This is a genomic window from Microbulbifer regidiadema (SeqCode), assembly GCF_052466995.1.
In genome coordinates this window covers 3,481,779-3,498,225 of the sequence record NZ_CP174297.1, presented here as the reverse complement: position 1 = coordinate 3,498,225, position 16,447 = coordinate 3,481,779, and the positions used below count along the sequence as shown (strand labels likewise).

13 protein-coding genes are annotated in these 16,447 nt (G+C 54.6%); 8 read left to right on the top strand and 5 right to left on the bottom strand.

Features of this window, described 5'->3' with window-relative positions; genetic code table 11:
- Positions 1 to 113 precede the first annotated feature (113 nt).
- The 3 genes from ACJJIK_RS15285 to ACJJIK_RS15275 all read left to right on the top strand — a co-directional run bounded on the left by ACJJIK_RS15285 (position 114) and on the right by ACJJIK_RS15275 (position 2,706).
- Entirely contained in the window at positions 114 to 1,289 is a 1,176-nt protein-coding gene (locus tag ACJJIK_RS15285) for a class I SAM-dependent rRNA methyltransferase (protein WP_444943239.1), read from the top strand.
- A gap of 162 nt (positions 1,290 to 1,451) precedes the next feature.
- Positions 1,452 to 1,910, top strand: a complete 459-nt coding sequence (locus tag ACJJIK_RS15280; protein ID WP_444943238.1) for a GNAT family N-acetyltransferase — start codon at positions 1,452 to 1,454, stop codon at positions 1,908 to 1,910.
- Positions 1,911 to 2,025: 115 nt separating this feature from the next.
- The gene (locus ACJJIK_RS15275; protein ID WP_444929137.1) at positions 2,026 to 2,706 is read left to right on the top strand and encodes a phosphoadenosine phosphosulfate reductase domain-containing protein; all 681 of its coding nucleotides are present in this window, start codon (positions 2,026 to 2,028) and stop codon (positions 2,704 to 2,706) included.
- A gap of 76 nt (positions 2,707 to 2,782) precedes the next feature.
- Here ACJJIK_RS15275 and ACJJIK_RS15270 read toward each other — a convergent pair whose 3' ends face one another.
- From ACJJIK_RS15270 to dnaA, 5 genes are all read right to left on the bottom strand, one after another.
- A complete protein-coding gene (locus tag ACJJIK_RS15270; RefSeq protein ID WP_444943237.1) occupies positions 2,783 to 4,552 on the bottom strand; it encodes a hypothetical protein in 1,770 nt (589 codons plus the stop codon).
- 310 nt (positions 4,553 to 4,862) lie between these two features.
- Positions 4,863 to 7,283, bottom strand: a complete 2,421-nt coding sequence (gene gyrB / locus ACJJIK_RS15265; RefSeq protein WP_444943236.1) for a DNA topoisomerase (ATP-hydrolyzing) subunit B — start codon at positions 7,281 to 7,283, stop codon at positions 4,863 to 4,865.
- A gap of 18 nt (positions 7,284 to 7,301) precedes the next feature.
- Positions 7,302 to 8,408: a DNA replication/repair protein RecF gene (gene recF, locus ACJJIK_RS15260; protein WP_444943235.1), complete on the bottom strand. Its 1,107-nt coding sequence runs from the start codon at positions 8,406 to 8,408 to the stop codon at positions 7,302 to 7,304.
- Positions 8,409 to 8,525: 117 nt separating this feature from the next.
- Entirely contained in the window at positions 8,526 to 9,632 is a 1,107-nt protein-coding gene (gene dnaN, locus ACJJIK_RS15255) for a DNA polymerase III subunit beta (RefSeq protein ID WP_444929129.1), read from the bottom strand.
- Between the two features lie 33 nt (positions 9,633 to 9,665).
- Positions 9,666 to 11,309: a chromosomal replication initiator protein DnaA gene (gene dnaA / locus ACJJIK_RS15250; RefSeq protein WP_444929128.1), complete on the bottom strand. Its 1,644-nt coding sequence runs from the start codon at positions 11,307 to 11,309 to the stop codon at positions 9,666 to 9,668.
- Positions 11,310 to 11,814: 505 nt separating this feature from the next.
- On the opposite strand from dnaA, the gene rpmH reads away from it, so the two are divergent.
- The 5 genes from rpmH (at position 11,815) to mnmE (ending at position 15,730) form a co-directional block, all read left to right on the top strand.
- On the top strand, positions 11,815 to 11,949 hold the full coding sequence (gene rpmH / locus ACJJIK_RS15245) for a 50S ribosomal protein L34 (protein WP_020413885.1): 135 nt from the start codon (positions 11,815 to 11,817) through the stop codon (positions 11,947 to 11,949).
- A gap of 29 nt (positions 11,950 to 11,978) precedes the next feature.
- Positions 11,979 to 12,365: a ribonuclease P protein component gene (gene rnpA, locus ACJJIK_RS15240; protein WP_444929127.1), complete on the top strand. Its 387-nt coding sequence runs from the start codon at positions 11,979 to 11,981 to the stop codon at positions 12,363 to 12,365.
- On the top strand, positions 12,362 to 12,601 hold the full coding sequence (gene yidD / locus ACJJIK_RS15235) for a membrane protein insertion efficiency factor YidD (RefSeq protein WP_444943234.1): 240 nt from the start codon (positions 12,362 to 12,364) through the stop codon (positions 12,599 to 12,601). The genes rnpA and yidD overlap by 4 nt, the downstream gene beginning before the upstream one ends.
- Before the next feature lies 1 nt (position 12,602).
- Positions 12,603 to 14,273 carry a membrane protein insertase YidC gene (yidC, locus tag ACJJIK_RS15230; RefSeq protein WP_444943233.1) on the top strand — a complete coding sequence of 557 codons (1,671 nt, stop codon included), beginning with the start codon at positions 12,603 to 12,605 and terminating at the stop codon, positions 14,271 to 14,273.
- 80 nt (positions 14,274 to 14,353) lie between these two features.
- Positions 14,354 to 15,730, top strand: coding sequence for a tRNA uridine-5-carboxymethylaminomethyl(34) synthesis GTPase MnmE (gene mnmE / locus ACJJIK_RS15225; protein WP_444943232.1), 1,377 nt, complete (start codon positions 14,354 to 14,356; stop codon positions 15,728 to 15,730).
- Positions 15,731 to 16,447: the final 717 nt, after the last annotated feature.

Sequence of the window (16,447 nt, the reverse complement as noted above, 5' to 3'; positions counted from 1 at the left end):
GTGGACTCAATCTCCCCAGGAGATAAAGGCCCAGCTGGGAGATAGAGACTTGACCTCCACAGAGTGGTCCGCACAATTGCGCTCTAATTTGTACAAGTTAACGGAGATTCCCTTTGCTGGAGTTAATACTAAACCGGGGCGCAGAGCGCCGACTCAAGCGCGGCCACTTGTGGATTTACAGCAATGAAGTGGATACCAAGCGCACTCCATTAAAGGGAATTGAGGCGGGCAGTCAGTGCCATATTCGCGATAGCCAGGGCAAGCTGCTCGGCACCGCTTTTATCAACCCGAGCCAATTAATTTGTGGCCGATTAGTCAGCCGCGACACTGACTTTTCCACAGACACCGTAAGTGAGCGCATACAAACGGCGTTCGAGCAGCGCCAGCGCTACTTTTCTCACCCCAGCTATCGAATGATTTACGGCGATTCGGACTGGCTCCCCGGCCTGGTTGTGGATAGGTTTGGGGACTACTTGGTAGTCCAGGTCAGCAACTGGGGCATGGAGCGCTACCAACAGACAATTGTGGATAAGTTGGCGGACTTAATTAATCCCAAGGGCATTCTCCTGCGCAATGACCACCAGGGCCGTGCAGTCGAGGATATGCCTCAAGTACAGGCTGTGGCTTTTGGCGATGTGCCGGAGATGGCTCCGTTTGAAGAAAATGGCGTGCCACTTCTGGCCCCGGTACACCAAGGTCAGAAAACCGGGTGGTTTTACGATCACCGGGAGAACCGCAGGCTGTTAAACCGCTGGATTGGCGGCAAGAGGGTATTGGACCTGTTTTCCTACGCCGGAGGCTGGGGCATCCAGGCACTTGCCCACGGCGCCACTGAGGTCGTCTGTGTGGATGCCTCCCAACAGGCTTTGGACTGGTGTTCCCTCAATGCGGACCACAACGGTCTCACTGACAAACTCGGCACCGTCCAGGGCAAGGCGCTGGATGTTCTCAAGGGAATGGTTGCTGAGGGCGAAAAGTTCGATGCCATTGTGCTCGATCCCCCCGCATTTATTAAAAGAAGGAAGGATCACAAGGCCGGCCTGGCGGCCTATCGCCATATCAATGAGCTGGCAATGCGTTTGCTGGCAAAGGATGGGCTGTTAGTAAGTGCTTCCTGCTCTATGCACCTGCAATCCGATGAGCTCCTCGACTGTGTGCGCGGCGCCGCCCACCGCCTGGGGCGCCGCGCATCCATTCTCGCCAGCGGCGGCCAGGGCGCAGACCACCCGGTACACCCGGCCATCCCGGAAACCAATTACTTAAAAGCCCATTTCGTACACCTGGGCTAAGCAGCCTCGCCCATAGGCTCGCAAGGGGGACTGTAGCACACTGCTCAGTCCCTATTTTTCTTCCACAGACACAAAGTGAGCACTTACTTAGCTGTGGTTTTGTTTGGGATATAGCACCATTTTTGACTAGGATTTGCCCAATTGTTCAGGGTGGAGCTGGTTATGCTTCGGGCAGCAGAACGTTCAGACCTGAATCGACTTGAGCAGCTCTGGTTGCACGCCGCAGTCCACTCCCACCCCTCTCTATCGCGCCATTTTTGGCTCAACCATAGCCGCCTGTTCCGTAGCGAGCAGAGGGACTGCAAGCGCTGCATTGTCTTTACTGACCGCCACGCCGCTGTCGCTGAAGCCTTTATCACCATCACTGTGGATAATCGCCTGGCTTACCTGTGCGTCAGCCCTCTGTTCTCCAGCTGCGGTATCGGCGCCCGCTTGATGTCTGCGGCCAGCCGGGGGCTGCCAGAGCTCCGCGCCGAGCTCCTCAGGGAGAACCTGCGCACGCGCTACTTTCTGCAACGGCACGGGTTTGTGGAGTCTGCACGCGACTACCGGGCCGAATACGGCCAGCATATGTTGCTGATGTCCTATCGCTGCAGCCGATCCGGGCAGCAGCGGAGGTAAATTTTCACTCTACTTATAACTTTAACTTCTTGATTCACTTCTTTTTATTGTTTCTACGCGACTCCTGAACCGGGTAGCATGCCCCCTATCCTAATTTTTCTGGGCGCTGATTTTTATGGGACACAACGCTTCCAGCCATACTTTACAGCCAGTTCTGGAGCGCACTTTTCACCAGGGTGCCGATCTGGAATCGATGAATTTGCACTTCGCCGGGGCCAAACCCAGCGAAATTATGCAATTCACCATGGAGCACGCTCAGAACCCGGTGGTGTTCACAAACTTCCGCCCGCTGGCGGTGGCCTTTCTCCACTTGGTCACCCGCGCCAAGGCAGATATCCCGGTAATCTGGGTGGACCACGGCTACAACACCCCGGAGACCTACCGGCATATTGAGAATGTAGTCAAATCTCTCAATTTGAATCTGCGCACCTACTCACCGAAGATGTCCGCAGCCCACTACAACGCCGTATACGGGGGCATTCCACCGCTGGATACCCCTGAGCACGACTTTTTCTCCAGGACCGTCAAGCTGGAGCCGTTCAACCGCGCCATGCAGGAACTTAAGCCGGATGTATGGCTAAACGGCATCCGCCACGACCAGAATTCGCACCGCAAGAACCTGGATATTTTTACTCCGGGCAACCACGGCACTATTCGAGTGGCACCGATGTTCCACCTGAGAGAAATCGATGTGGAAGAGTATGTTTACGAGAACGACCTTCCCGATAACGATGTGTACTTTGACCCCACTAAGGGGGAGGAGCATCGGGAGTGTGGGCTGTTACTGGAAAAATAATTCCTTAATTGGCCTTTCGCTGCAAAGTAGGCGCGGTTAATGCCTACTTTGCGCTCTGCTCGCTTCTATCGATCGATTAAATCCTTTTGCTTGAGTTGACCAACCTTTCACCTTCCGCATAGAGTTCACAGCGATCCTTGACTTTGTCCCGCTCTCGCTGCTCCTCACAAGCCTGAAGGGCATTTTGATTGGCCTCCGCTTGGTTGCCGCCCTCTTCGTTAAAACCCGCTATATAGACTCCACGGTAGTCCATCGCTACGGCTAAGGCTTTACTGCCTGAGTGCTTCTTATAAGCCGATAATAGATGCCCCAAAGTATTACCTTGGGATTCGACCTCTCCCTGCGCCAACTCATCCGCCATAGACTGGAGATCCGCGAGTAACCCCTCTTGGGTAATTTGCATCAATAGAGGTTGAGATACCTTGGCAAATCGATCTCGATCGCGATTCAGGTAGAGTTCCAGGGCATACCACCAAGCAATCTCAGCATTTCTCGGTGTGCGCAAATATGCCTGCTCAAGCATTTCCAAGTATTTATGCCGAGGATAACCCAGCACTTGCATAGTGATCGCTAATTCATACCAGTAAGCAGCAACGTCTCCATTGCTATTAACCAACTGAATATAATGATCGCGGATACTTTTCAGTTTCCTGGGGTTGAGTTGCCCTTCCTCGGCTAAAATTACAGATAAATCATTTTTCGCCAGGGCTTCCAAATACCAGGTTTCCCCGTGATATTCCTCTGGTATAGCCTTTAATATTTTATCCGCTTGGGAGTACTTTCCCTCTTTAGTCAGTGCAACAGCATGTGCAGATATTAACTCAGGGCTGGAGATCTGTTCTTTTTCCGCATAGCGGATTAAATTCTCTAGCGCTTCTGGGCCCTGCTCGGTAATGGCTATAAAGCGGGCTAATTCAGTGACCGCCGCACTACTGTGCATCTGTTGTATCGAGGTCGCCTTGCTCACATCGTCATCAGAAAACTGGCCTTCGTGATAACTAAAAGGACTTCTCGATAGTTTTTTATACTCTTCATTAAGCTCTTCAAAGGTCATTCCCAAGGCTGTAGTAAAGCTCTCCACCGGATCAGCGCCCTGATTGTAGGCCTCTAAATATTCCCCTAGGGCTTTACTTCTATTGGGATCAAAAAGCATCCAGTGAGCTAACATCCAACCACTGGCGTAGAGCGATCTTTTATCTTTGGTCGTTGCCGAACTTTTGGTGACTGTTAGAAGCTTATCTAGGGGCATGCCCCATGTCCTTTTAAGCCTAAGTGCACGACCGGCAGGTATTTTTCCGAAAGTGTAGGCATTATTTTCACTAAAATCGACAGTGGAAAAAACCTCGGCAATGCCCTCATTAAACCAGTAGGGATAGATATTTTTGCTTCCGCTATACATTAAAAAGTGCGTATATTCATGGAACAATGTCTGGCGACCGGGGTTGTCTGAGTAAGCGCGGTCCTCATTAAGGTTAAACAGTGAAAAATTTCCATAGGGTGTATAGTTGAACATTCCAGCTATCCTTCTGGCCTGCTCTTCCCCGATTACCCCTTTGAGGCTGTGCCGACTATCTAATGCATAGATGGTAAGTTTTTGGTGATCTGGTGAATAGCTAATATAGCGCTGCGCGAAAACCCGAAAGCGCTCCAAATCTACTGCTAGTTTTTCGACTTTCTTGGGGTTCCCATTGGTAACGATACGAAAGTGCTCGGTTTTAATTTCATACCATTCGGAATTCACTAATTTTTGCGTACCGGTGCAAGCAGATAGAAATAGTGACATCAAACCAATAGTGGCTATTAATCGACGTACGTTGCCGTAAATAAAATAGAGGAAATTCCCCATAAGTTCTGTGGTCCGTGAAGTTTTTACTTATATATCAATACAGGTAGGTAAAAAGATAACTACCCGTCGCCTTAAAATACAATATATGTATCGCTTTAGCAGGCACTACTAACAAAAAATAATTTATTTATCTTAGTAAATTTAGGGCTTAATCGAAGGTTTTAGGTATGCGGTAATTGCTGGAGAGAGAAAAATGCTGGCACCAAATTTAATCTGAGCCATTTCATTGGTGGGAAATACCCCACAGTAATTCCCCACACTGGTTATGCAGGAAATTACTGTACGGTTATCAAAAATAGCTTTTTGCCAATTAAACGTCCAGATTCTCCACCGCCAGGGCATTGGTCTCGATAAAGTCGCGGCGCGGCTCTACCTGATCGCCCATCAGGGTGGTAAAGATCTGGTCAGCGGCAATAGCATCCTCAACGGTGACTTGCAGCATACGGCGGCTCTCGGGGTCCATGGTGGTTTCCCACAGCTGGTCCGGGTTCATCTCACCCAGTCCCTTGTAGCGCTGGATACCGTAGCCCCTGCGACTCTCTCCCATCAACCACTCCATCACTTCCGGGAAGCTGCCAACCGCGTGCTGCTTCTCGCCGCGCTGGATAAAGGCGCCGTCTTCCAACAGGCCCACCATCTTCTCGCCCAGTGTGCAGATAGCGGCGTACTCAGCGGAGTCGAAGAACTCGTGGTTGATCAGGTAGTCGCTGCCCACACCGTGGGCCACGATATGGATATGGGGCAGGAACAGGCCGCGCTCGGTGTTCTCCTGTACCGTTACCTCGTGGCGACGGGTTCCACCACTCTCTTCACCGGCGAGTTTTTCCTGTAGTGCCTCGCTCCAGGCGGTAACTTTTTCCCGGGACTGTAGATCTTCCTGGGACAGGCGCGGCAGGTAGATCATGCTGCGCAATACTTCCTCTGGGTAGAGGCGTGACAGGCGGTCAATGGTGGCCAGGACGCTGCGGTACTCGCCTACCAGGCTCTCCAGGGAGGCGCCAGATAGCCCGGGGGCATCCGGGTTCACAAACAGCGTGGCGCCCTCCAGGGCGGCGTTGGTAAGGAATTGGGTCAGGGCAGCCTCATCCTTCAGGTACTGCTCCTGTTTGCCCTTGGAGATCTTATACAGCGGCGGCTGGGCGATATAGATATGGCCCCGCTCGATCAGCTCCGGCATCTGACGGAAGAAGAAGGTGAGCAACAGGGTACGGATATGGGCTCCATCCACGTCAGCATCGGTCATGATGATGATGCTGTGGTAACGCAGTTTATCCGGGTTGAACTCACTCTTGCCGATACCACAGCCCAGTGCGGTAATCAGGGTACCCACTTCGGCACTGGAGAGCATCTTGTCGAAGCGCGCTTTTTCCACATTGAGGATCTTACCCTTCAGCGGCAGGATCGCCTGGGTACGGCGATCGCGGCCCTGCTTGGCAGAGCCACCAGCGGAGTCACCCTCCACCAGGTAAATTTCAGATAGTGCCGGGTCTTTTTGCTGGCAGTCCGCCAGTTTCCCGGGCAGGCCGGCAATATCCAACGCGCCCTTGCGGCGAGTCATCTCGCGGGCCTTGCGGGCCGCCTCGCGGGCTTTGGCCGCGTCGATCATCTTGGTGACGACAGATTTGGCTTCCTGTGGGTTCTCCATCAGGTAATCGGTGAAGTGGTGGCCCATCTCCTGCTCTACAGCGGGCTTCACTTCGGAGGAAACCAGCTTGTCCTTGGTCTGGGAGGAGAATTTCGGGTCCGGCACCTTCACAGAGATAATCGCGGTGAGACCTTCCCTGGCGTCATCGCCAGTGGTGTTCACCTTGTCTTTCTTGCCCAGGCCTTCCCGCTCGATATAGCTGTTCAGGCCGCGGGTCAGGGCGGCACGGAAGCCCGCCAGGTGGGTACCGCCGTCGCGCTGGGGAATATTGTTGGTGTAGCAGAAGATGCTCTCCTGGAAGCTGTCATTCCACTGCAACGCCACTTCCACGGCAATGCCATCTTCGCGCTGGCTCTGGAAGTGCAGCACTTTGTTGATGGGGGTTTTGTTCTGGTTGAGAAACTCCACAAAGGCACTCAAACCACCTTCGTATTCGTAGACCTCTTCCTTACCGCTGCGCTCGTCTTTCAGCACGATACGCACCCCAGAGTTCAGGAAGGACAGCTCGCGCAGGCGTTTGGCCAGCACGTCGAAGTGGAATTCGATATTGCTGAAGGTGTCCGCTGACGGCTTGAAGTGTACCGTAGTGCCGGTGGTGTCGCTGTCACCGACGATATCCAGCGGCGCTTGGGGCACGCCGTGGTGGTAGGTCTGCTCGTGGATCTTGCCACCGCGACGAATAGTCAGCTTCAACTCCCGGGACAGGGCGTTAACTACCGAGACCCCTACCCCGTGCAGACCACCGGAGACCTTGTAGGTATTGTCATCAAACTTACCGCCGGCGTGGAGGACGGTCATAATCACCTCGGCCGCAGAGACGCCCTCTTCCGGGTGAATCTCTGTGGGGATACCACGACCGTTGTCGGATACGGAGATAGACTCGTCCGGGTGGATAGTTACGCGGATCTCATCACAGTGGCCGGCCAGCGCTTCGTCGATGGAGTTGTCGACCACCTCGAATACCATGTGGTGCAGACCGGTGCCATCATCGGTATCGCCGATATACATTCCGGGGCGCTTGCGCACCGCATCCAGGCCTTTCAATACCTTGATACTGCTTGAGTCATAGCTTTGCTGCTCTGACATTTATTCGCTCCATTCAACTTATTGTGCGGCCGAAGCTTCGGCGCTGATCTTCCCATGTTCCACGTGGAACACTTGTGGGCAATTCCAAGGGGCATCTAGTTGCCGCCAGGGGCGGCTCGTAGTGCCCTCCTCAATTCCGGTTACAAGCACTTGGCTGGCACAACGCCCCACCCAGTGTGCAAATAGATGCTGATTACTGTCATCCAGCTCTGCCGGCAAGTCATCCACCAGGAATACTGGCATATCCCCCTGCCTACAGACTACCTCCGCCATGGCGGTGCGCATCGCACACACCAACATCTTCTGCTGGCCGCGAGATAGAATATTGTGCGCCGGCTCACCGGCCACACTAAAACGAACATCCGCCCGATGGGGACCAATACGTGTGTGCCCCTGGGAGACATCTGACTCCCGCGATTCAGACAGAGCACTGCGCAGGTCCGCCTCTTTGCGCCAGCCCCGGCGGTAACTCATATCGACACGACTCAAGAGACTCGGTGGCAACTCTTCAAGGAGTCGCGCCACGGCGGCCTGCAATTGGCTGAACTGGGCCTGGCGCAAGTGGTTAACACGCTCGCCACTGAGCGCCAACTGCTCTTCCCAGACCCCCATACTGGCGTCATCGATTTTACCACGACGCAGGAGTGCATTTCGCTGTCGCAGTGCGATTTGGTAATTTTTCCACTCCTGGGAGAATAAAGGTTCCACGTGGAACACTGTCCAATCCAGTAAGCGGCGCCGTACCCCGGGACCGCCATCCAGCGCCGAAAAGCTTTCGCTGTTGATTAATTGCAGGGGCAGGCAGCTGGCCAGCTGCGAACTGGATTCAGCCGGGGACTGGTTAACCCTAATCCGCCCGGAGCCATCCACAAGGCGTTCAACGCCTAAATTGAATCCCGTATCCAGCTGGGCAAACACCGTCAGGCCACCCGTGTCGTGCTGAATAACTGACTTGTGCTGACGAGAGCGAAACGAGCGCCCGGTTGCCAGCATATGTACCGCTTCCAGCAGGGAGGTCTTGCCGCTGCCGTTGGCACCACAAAAAACATTAACACCCGGCCCCAGCTGGAGGTCGGCGGCGTGGATATTTCGAAAGTTTGATAAGAGAAGGCGGGTCAGCGCCACAGACACTTCCCCCTAATTGAAGGGCGCGATGCAGTGGCATCGCTGAGCTTAACGGCTACCCCGCGCGGCGGCGGGGTAGCCCCAATCCATTCAGAAAAGAGCAATGGGGGGATAGCCTCACAGGCGCATGGGCATAATCACGTATAGCGCGTCGCCATCTTCGGGCTGCTGTAACAGCGCACTGCTATTGGCATCGGCTAGACTGATACGAATCTGGTCGCTGTGAATAGCGCCAGTCACATCCAGCAGGTAGGAAACGTTAAAGCCAATTTCCATCGGCTCTCCCACGTAATCCACCATCATCTGCTCTTCCGCCTCTTCCTGCTCCGGGTTGTTGGCAACAATCTGCAGCAGCCCCTCAGAAACCTGTAGGCGCACCCCGCGGTACTTCTCGTTGGAGAGAATAGCGGCGCGGGAGAAGGCCTGGCGCAAGCCCTGGCGATCCGCATAGACCACATTGCCCGCACCACGCGGCAGCACGCGCTCGTAGTCCGGGAACTTGCCATCCACCAACTTGGAAGTGAAAGTAAACTGGCCGCTAACCACTCGAATATGGTTGTTGCCCAGTACCACCTGTGCTTGGACATCGCTGTCTTCGAGCAGGCGACCCAGCTCCAGGACACCCTTGCGGGGTACGATAGCCTGAATCGGAGTGGCGACATCCAAACCCGGGGCGTCGCGGTCGCACAGGGCCAGGCGGTGGCCGTCAGTGGCAACCGCTCGCAGTTGTTGCGGGCGGCACTCAAGCAGCAGGCCATTTAGGTAATAGCGTACATCCTGTTGCGCCATCGCAAAGCTGGTGGCCTCAATCAGGCGGCGGATTTCGCGCTGGGAGATATCAAAGCGAGTTTGCGCATTGGTCTCCTCCTGATTGGGAAAGTCCGCAGCGGGCAGTGTCGACAGCTGAAAACGGCTGCGGCCACTGCGCAATATCAAGCGCTCGCCATCGCGCTCAAACTTCAGTTCGGCACCATCCGGTAGAGAGCGACAGATATCCAACAGCTTGCGTGCGGGAACGGTCACCTCACCTTCCATCTCTACACCGTCTACACCGAGACGGCCGACAATTTCCACTTCCAGATCAGTACCGGTCAGGGACAGTTCCTGCCCGTGTAACTGCATCAACACGTTGGCCAGGACGGGCAGTGTTTGGCGTTTCTCAACAACACCGGCCACCAGCTGTAACGGCTTCAGTAGGGCGTCCCGGCTCACATTGAATTTCATCGGTAGTTTCGCCTTGTTTTGTCAGTTATTCGATTAAGTGGTCAGCGACCGCGTCAGCAGCTTAACGTCCTCGCGGATATCCGCATCGGACTCCTGCAACTCGCGAATTTTGCGGCAGGCATGTAGCACTGTTGTATGGTCGCGGCCACCGAAGGCATCGCCGATCTCCGGCAAGCTGTGATTGGTCAGCTCCTTGGCCAGGGACATGGCGACTTGGCGGGGGCGGGCCACCGAGCGGCTGCGCCGCTTGGAGAGCAAATCCGCCACCTTAATTTTGTAGTATTCAGCGACAACCCGCTGAATATTATCCACACTGACCAGCCGATCCTGTAGGGCCAGCAGGTCTTTTAGCGCTTCGCGCACCAGGACGTCGTCAATAGCGCGACCGGTAAATTGCGCATTGGCGATTACGCGGCGCAGTGCGCCCTCAAGTTCACGTACATTGGAGCGAATACGCTGGGCGATAAAGAAAGCGGAGTCGTGCGGTAAGTCCACACCGACCTGCTCGGCTTTCTTCATCAAAATGGCTACTCGGGTCTCGAGTTCCGGCGGCTCTACCGCCACCGTCAATCCCCAGCCGAAGCGGGATTTCAACCGCTCTTCCAAGCCGTCGATCTCTTTCGGGTAGCGGTCACAGGTCAAAATAATCTGCTGACCACCCTCCAGCAGGGCATTAAAGGTGTGGAAAAACTCCTCCTGAGAGCGCTCCTTACCGGCAAAGAACTGGATATCGTCAATCAACAGGGCATCTACAGAGCGGTAATAGCGCTTAAAGTCGCTAATTGCATTGAGCTGCAATGCCTTAACCATATCCGCCACAAAGCGCTCGGAGTGCAAATACACCACCTTGGCGTTGGGGTTGCGCTCCAGTAGCGCATTGCCCACGGCGTGCATCAAGTGAGTTTTCCCCAGTCCCACGCCCCCGTATATAAAGAGGGGGTTATAGGCACCGCCGGGATTGTCAGAAATCTGCTGTGCCGCAGCGAGGCCCAGCTGGTTGGATTTACCCTCGACAAAGGACTTGAAGGTAAAGTTCCGATTGAGGGAGCTGCCATGCTTGATCGCCCCCTCTACCTCGACTTGCCTGGCCGGTTGCTCCGGTATAGAGCGCGCCATACCATTCATCGCCGGTGGGCGCAGCTCTGTAAGCGCCAGTTCACCCGTGGTCATCTGCTCAGCGGTTACCTCCTCCGCCACAGCGGGGTGCGGCACCGCCCTGGCAGCACCAAATCCGCCCCCCACCGACGCAGTCACTGGAGGCGCTGTACTGGCAACCGGCGGCACAGATACCGGCGGCGGCGTCACTGCTGGCTGCACCGGCGGTGGTGACGGGGGCGGCGCTGCAGCTGCAGTTGGCGCCGAATGCACATGCGACGTTACTGGCGGGGCTTCATTCATTACCCGGCTGCGCTGAAAGCGGGCCGGTCGGCGAGCAGTGATTTCAAGCGCCACTTGCAGCGGTCGCCCCGGTGCAAACTGTTGCACCAACTCGCGAATACGGTGCAGGAATTTATCGCCAACCCAGTCCAACACAAAGCGGTTCGGCGCGATCAGGCGCAGCTCGCCCTCCGCACTGACGGGATTGACGCGCAACGGCCTGATCCAGGTATTAAACTGCTGAGATGGCAGTTCGTCCTGTAAACAGCTCGCGCATTGCTTCCATACGGATTCAGTCAAGAAACCCCCCAAAAACCCCAAAACGGTAAGACCAAGGAGAAACGGCAGAACCGGGTGGGAATCACCCGAGGCCGTCAAATAAGATCGGCGCAGTATACCTTTCCATTATCAGGTTATCCACAAGAAAGGCCGCATCTGTTGAAAAAACTCAGTGAAAAAGTCCATGTAGTCGAGTTTTTGCACAATAATTAGACAGAATCAAGGGGAGGATCGCCATAGATATCCACAGGAGGCTGTGGATATCTTGGGGCCAATAGGTGGGCATCCAGAGATACCCCTGATGGCTCAAAGACTTGTTGAGTTGACCCCATGGATACCAGCTCGTGCATCGACAAAGAGAATTTCACTCCTCTGTCCGTTGCTTTCACTGCTGGCTTTCTATACAATCCGCCGCCTTCGCAGCGCGTAGCTCCGTCTGCACCGGCTCTGTGCCGGACCGGAGTCCAGGCCGCGGCCGGGAAAGGTCCCGAGAAATTTTGAACACAAAGTCTCAGGTAGCAAGACTATGAAACGCACATTTCAACCAAGCAACTTGAAGCGCAAGCGCACTCACGGTTTCCGCGCTCGCATGGCAACTAAAAACGGCCGCAAGATCCTGGCCCGCCGTCGCGCTAAAGGCCGCAAAGTACTGTCTGCATAAGATCTCTTTTCTTTTAGAGATATCTCTTTATGCAGCAGGTGCGCAGCAGCTTCGGATTTGCCAAGACGCTGCGCCTGCTCAATGCGGCGCAGTATCGCTTGGTATTCAATGAAAACCAGGTGCGTGCCGCACACCCTCATCTGTTGATCCTCGCCCGTCCCAACTCCTTGGAACACCCGCGACTCGGTCTCGTTATTGCCAAAAAGCATGTACGCAACGCCTCCGACCGCAATCAAATCAAGCGTATAACCCGGGAAACCTTCCGCCTGCAGCAATACGATTTGCCGCCGCTGGATGCCGTGGTTCTGGCGCGCCCCGGGGTCGCAGATCTGGATAAGGCCGAGCTGGCAAAAATACTGAATAAACTCTGGCGCAAACTGGCCAAGCGGGCGCGACAGCCGCAACCTCGATCATGAAGTGGATACTGATCAAACTGATCCATGTATACCGCTACCTGGCCAGCCCCTGGGTAGGCAACCAATGTCGCTTCTACCCCACCTGTTCCCGCTACTCCGAAGAGGCTATTGAAACCCACGGAGTGGTAAAAGGGGGTTATTTAACTCTGCGCCGCCTTATAAAATGCCACCCCTGGCACCCTGGTGGACTGGACCCTGTCCCCCCAGCAGACACAAGAACACGCTCTAGGTATTAAGATGGATTGGCAACGCTACACGCTGCTCGGTGGAATTCTCGCAGTTCTCCTGGCACTTATCTTCCAGTGGAATGCATTTCAAGAGCAGCACGCTCCTGTGCTCGACCGCGAAACCGTCGTGCAAACGGGCGGCGCAACAAACAGCCAAATTCCCACCGAAATCACTGCTAGCAGCGGCGACAGTGATGTTCCCCAGCTTCACTCCCAGGTGCCCGCGTCCAGCGAAGCGAGTGTCCTTGAGAACAAGCTGATCAGTGTTACCACCGATGTCTTTGATCTGTTAATCAATCCTCGCGGCGGTGACATCGTCAAAGTGGCACTGCGCAACTACCAGGAAAAGCTGGATACCCCGGATCAGCCCCTGATTCTGTTGAATCAGACCCGCAACCACACCTATATCGCCCAGAGTGGTCTTATCGGTAAAAACGGTACCGACAGCGCCGCCGGCCGCCCCCTATTCAAGGTGGAAAAAACCGAGTACGCGATGGTTGAGGGCAACGAGACCCTGATAGTGGACCTGACTCTGCACCAGAACGGCGCCAATATCACCAAGCGCTTCACCTTCACGCGCGGAGACTACCTGATCCAGGTGGCCTATCTGGTGGATAACACCAGTGATAAACCCTGGTCTGCCGCCATGTTTGGGCAGATTAAGCGCGATACCAGCGAGCCCATCACCGACACGGGTTTCGGCATGTCGCCCTTCCTCGGCGCCGCCATACGCACCAACGAGAAGAATTACTTCAAGCAGGATTTCGACGAGATCGCCGAGAACCCCACCCGCGAAACCCTCCAGGGTGGCTGGGTAGCCATGGTGCAGCACTACTTTATCAGTGCCTGGGTGCCGTCTCAGGATGAGCGCAATACCTTTGAATTAAGAGAGCTGTCCAACGATCTCTTCCGCATGGGCTTTACCGCACCGCCGGTACAAATTCCCGCAGCCACCCAGGGCGAGCTGAGCGCTTCTTTCTACGCCGGCCCCAAGGACGTCTACCGACTGGAAGAGATCTCTCCCGGCCTCGACCTGACCGTGGATTACGGCTGGCTCTGGTGGATCGCCAAGCCCCTGTTCGGTGTCCTGCACTTTATCCAGGAGCATATTGTCAGCAACTGGGGCTGGGCAATCATCCTGCTCACCGTATTTATCAAGACCCTACTGCTGCCCCTGTCCGCCGCTGGCACCAAGTCCATGGCGCGCATGCGCAAATTTGCACCGCAGATGAAGAAACTGCAGGAGCAGTACAAGGGTAACCGGCAGAAGCTGGCGGAAGAGACTATGAAGCTCTACCGCCGCGAGAAGATCAATCCGATGGGCGGCTGCCTGCCGATCCTATTGCAGATGCCGGTGTTTATCGCACTCTATTGGATGCTCACCGAAACCGTGGAACTGCGCCACGCGCCGTGGATTTTCTGGATTCAAGACCTGTCGGCGAAGGACCCCTTCTTTATCCTGCCGGTACTGATGGGCCTGTCTATGTGGTTTATGCAAAAGCTGAACCCGACTCCCCCCGATCCGACCCAGGCCCGCATCATGCAGTTGATGCCTGTAATGATGACCGTATTCTTCCTGTGGTTCCCGGCAGGTCTGGTTCTGTACTGGATTGCCAACAACCTGATCACCATTGCGCAAACCTGGTATATCAATAAGCAGGTGGACGCCGGTAAGTACTAATCCGTACTGATCAGTTCACAGCAAAATAAACAAGGGCCGCAAATGCGGCCCTTTTCCGTTCTGTCGAGTAAACTCAGCCGATGACACAACAAAGCCTCAATCGCGACACTATTGCCGCTGTTGCCACCGCGCCCGGACGCGGCGGTATCGGCGTTATCCGCCTATCGGGCACAAGCGCCCCGCAAATTGCCCAACAAATCTGTGGGGACAAACCTCTGCAGCCCCGCTCTGCCCACTACCGAAATTTTACCCACCGAGAACAGTTGATCGACCAGGGACTCGCACTCTATTTTCCCGGTCCCAACTCCTTTACCGGAGAGGATGTGGTGGAGCTTCAGGGGCACGGCGGCCCGGTGATCCTCGATCAATTACTGCAAGCCACGATCGAATTGGGCGCTCGCCAAGCCCGGCCCGGTGAATTTTCCGAGCGGGCTTTCCTCAACGATAAAATGGATTTGACCCAGGCCGAAGCAATCGCCGATTTGATCGACGCCGGCAGTGCCCAGGCAGCGCGCAATGCCATGCGTTCACTTCAGGGCGCTTTTTCCGAGAAAATCGAAGACCTGGTGGAGAGCCTCACCCACCTGCGCATCTATGTAGAAGCGGCTATCGACTTCCCCGAGGAAGAGATCGACTTTTTGGCGGACGGTAAAGTGGCGGCCGATATAGAGACCCTACTGGCACAGATGGTCGGTGTGGAAGCACAGGCACGCCAGGGCGCCATAATGCGCGAGGGAATGCGGGTGGCAATCGCTGGCCGCCCCAATGCGGGCAAGTCCAGCCTGCTAAACACACTGGCTGGTCACGATGCCGCCATTGTCACCGATATTGCCGGTACCACTCGGGATATTTTGCGCGAACATATTCATATCGACGGCATGCCACTTCAATTTGCCGATACCGCCGGGTTGAGAGACGCCCCGGATAAAGTCGAGCAAATCGGTATTGAGCGTGCCTGGGAAGAAATCCACAGCGCTGACCGCGTATTGCTGGTTATGGATGCGGAACAGCTCCACTCCCTGGACCCCACACAAGTTTGGCCAGAATTTACCCGTCAGCTGAGAGATCTCAACAAGCTAACCCTGGTTCTGAATAAAATCGACCTCACCGACTACAGCGCCGGACTTCAGGCACATACCGAAGGCGTACCGGTCATTGCCATCAGTGCAAAAACTGGCGCCGGACTCGATGCTTTAAAAGAGCATTTAAAACAGAGTATGGGCTTCAGTGGTGCCGGCGAGGGAACATTCAGTGCCAGGCGCCGACACCTGGATGCACTCGGCCGCGCGCAAGCCTTTATACAGCAGGGTCAGCAACAACTTCACGCCAGTGGCGCAGGTGAGTTACTCGCCGAAGACTTGCGCCAGGCCCAACAGGCCCTGGGAGAAATTACCGGTACCGTTAGCGCCGATGAGTTACTCGGCAAAATCTTCGGCAGCTTTTGTATCGGCAAATAAATCCCCGCCCACTCACTAAAGTTATCCCAAGGGGGAGGCCACTTTATCCTCCCTCATCTCTCCATTCCCCCCTTCCCAACATATTTCCCACGCCTTGTGCACAGGCTTAACCCCGATTTTCAGTGTTTGAAAATTTAGTCCCCATCCTTTCCCCTACTTATTAAAAAAAAACCGCTAAAAACTTGCTGGAAAACCCAGCGCCATAAAATTTCCCTCCCCTAAAGTTATACATGTCCACGGGGATTTCCCGTGGATATCTTTTCACAGGCTTCTATCACCGATAACCCACATAAATTGAGTGGAGAAATTCACAGACTTATACAATATCCACGTTTACTCACAGCTAGCCCCCAGCTGTTATTACCAACTGCACACAAACGAGGACTTGAAATTGCCAGGTGTGGGTAAAAGAGGGGATAAGCACCTGTGTAAACAACGAATGCTATGATGATAACTTTGCCGCCACAGCTAGGCGCGCAAAGTTGTCCCGGCTGTCCACAGCGCTCTACCAGGGTTGCTCCCCCTCGGGCCAAGGGGTTATTGCCCCCTTTTTCATTGCTGTAACTTATTGATTTACAAAGGTTTTTTGTTTTTATACAGGATTCGGGGCGCCCTAATAGAAATAACTAAAGTAAATACTCTCTATAAGACATAATTTAATTTATCTATATAAACTTAAGACTGATCACAAAATTGCTTTCATCCAAAAGGTCACTT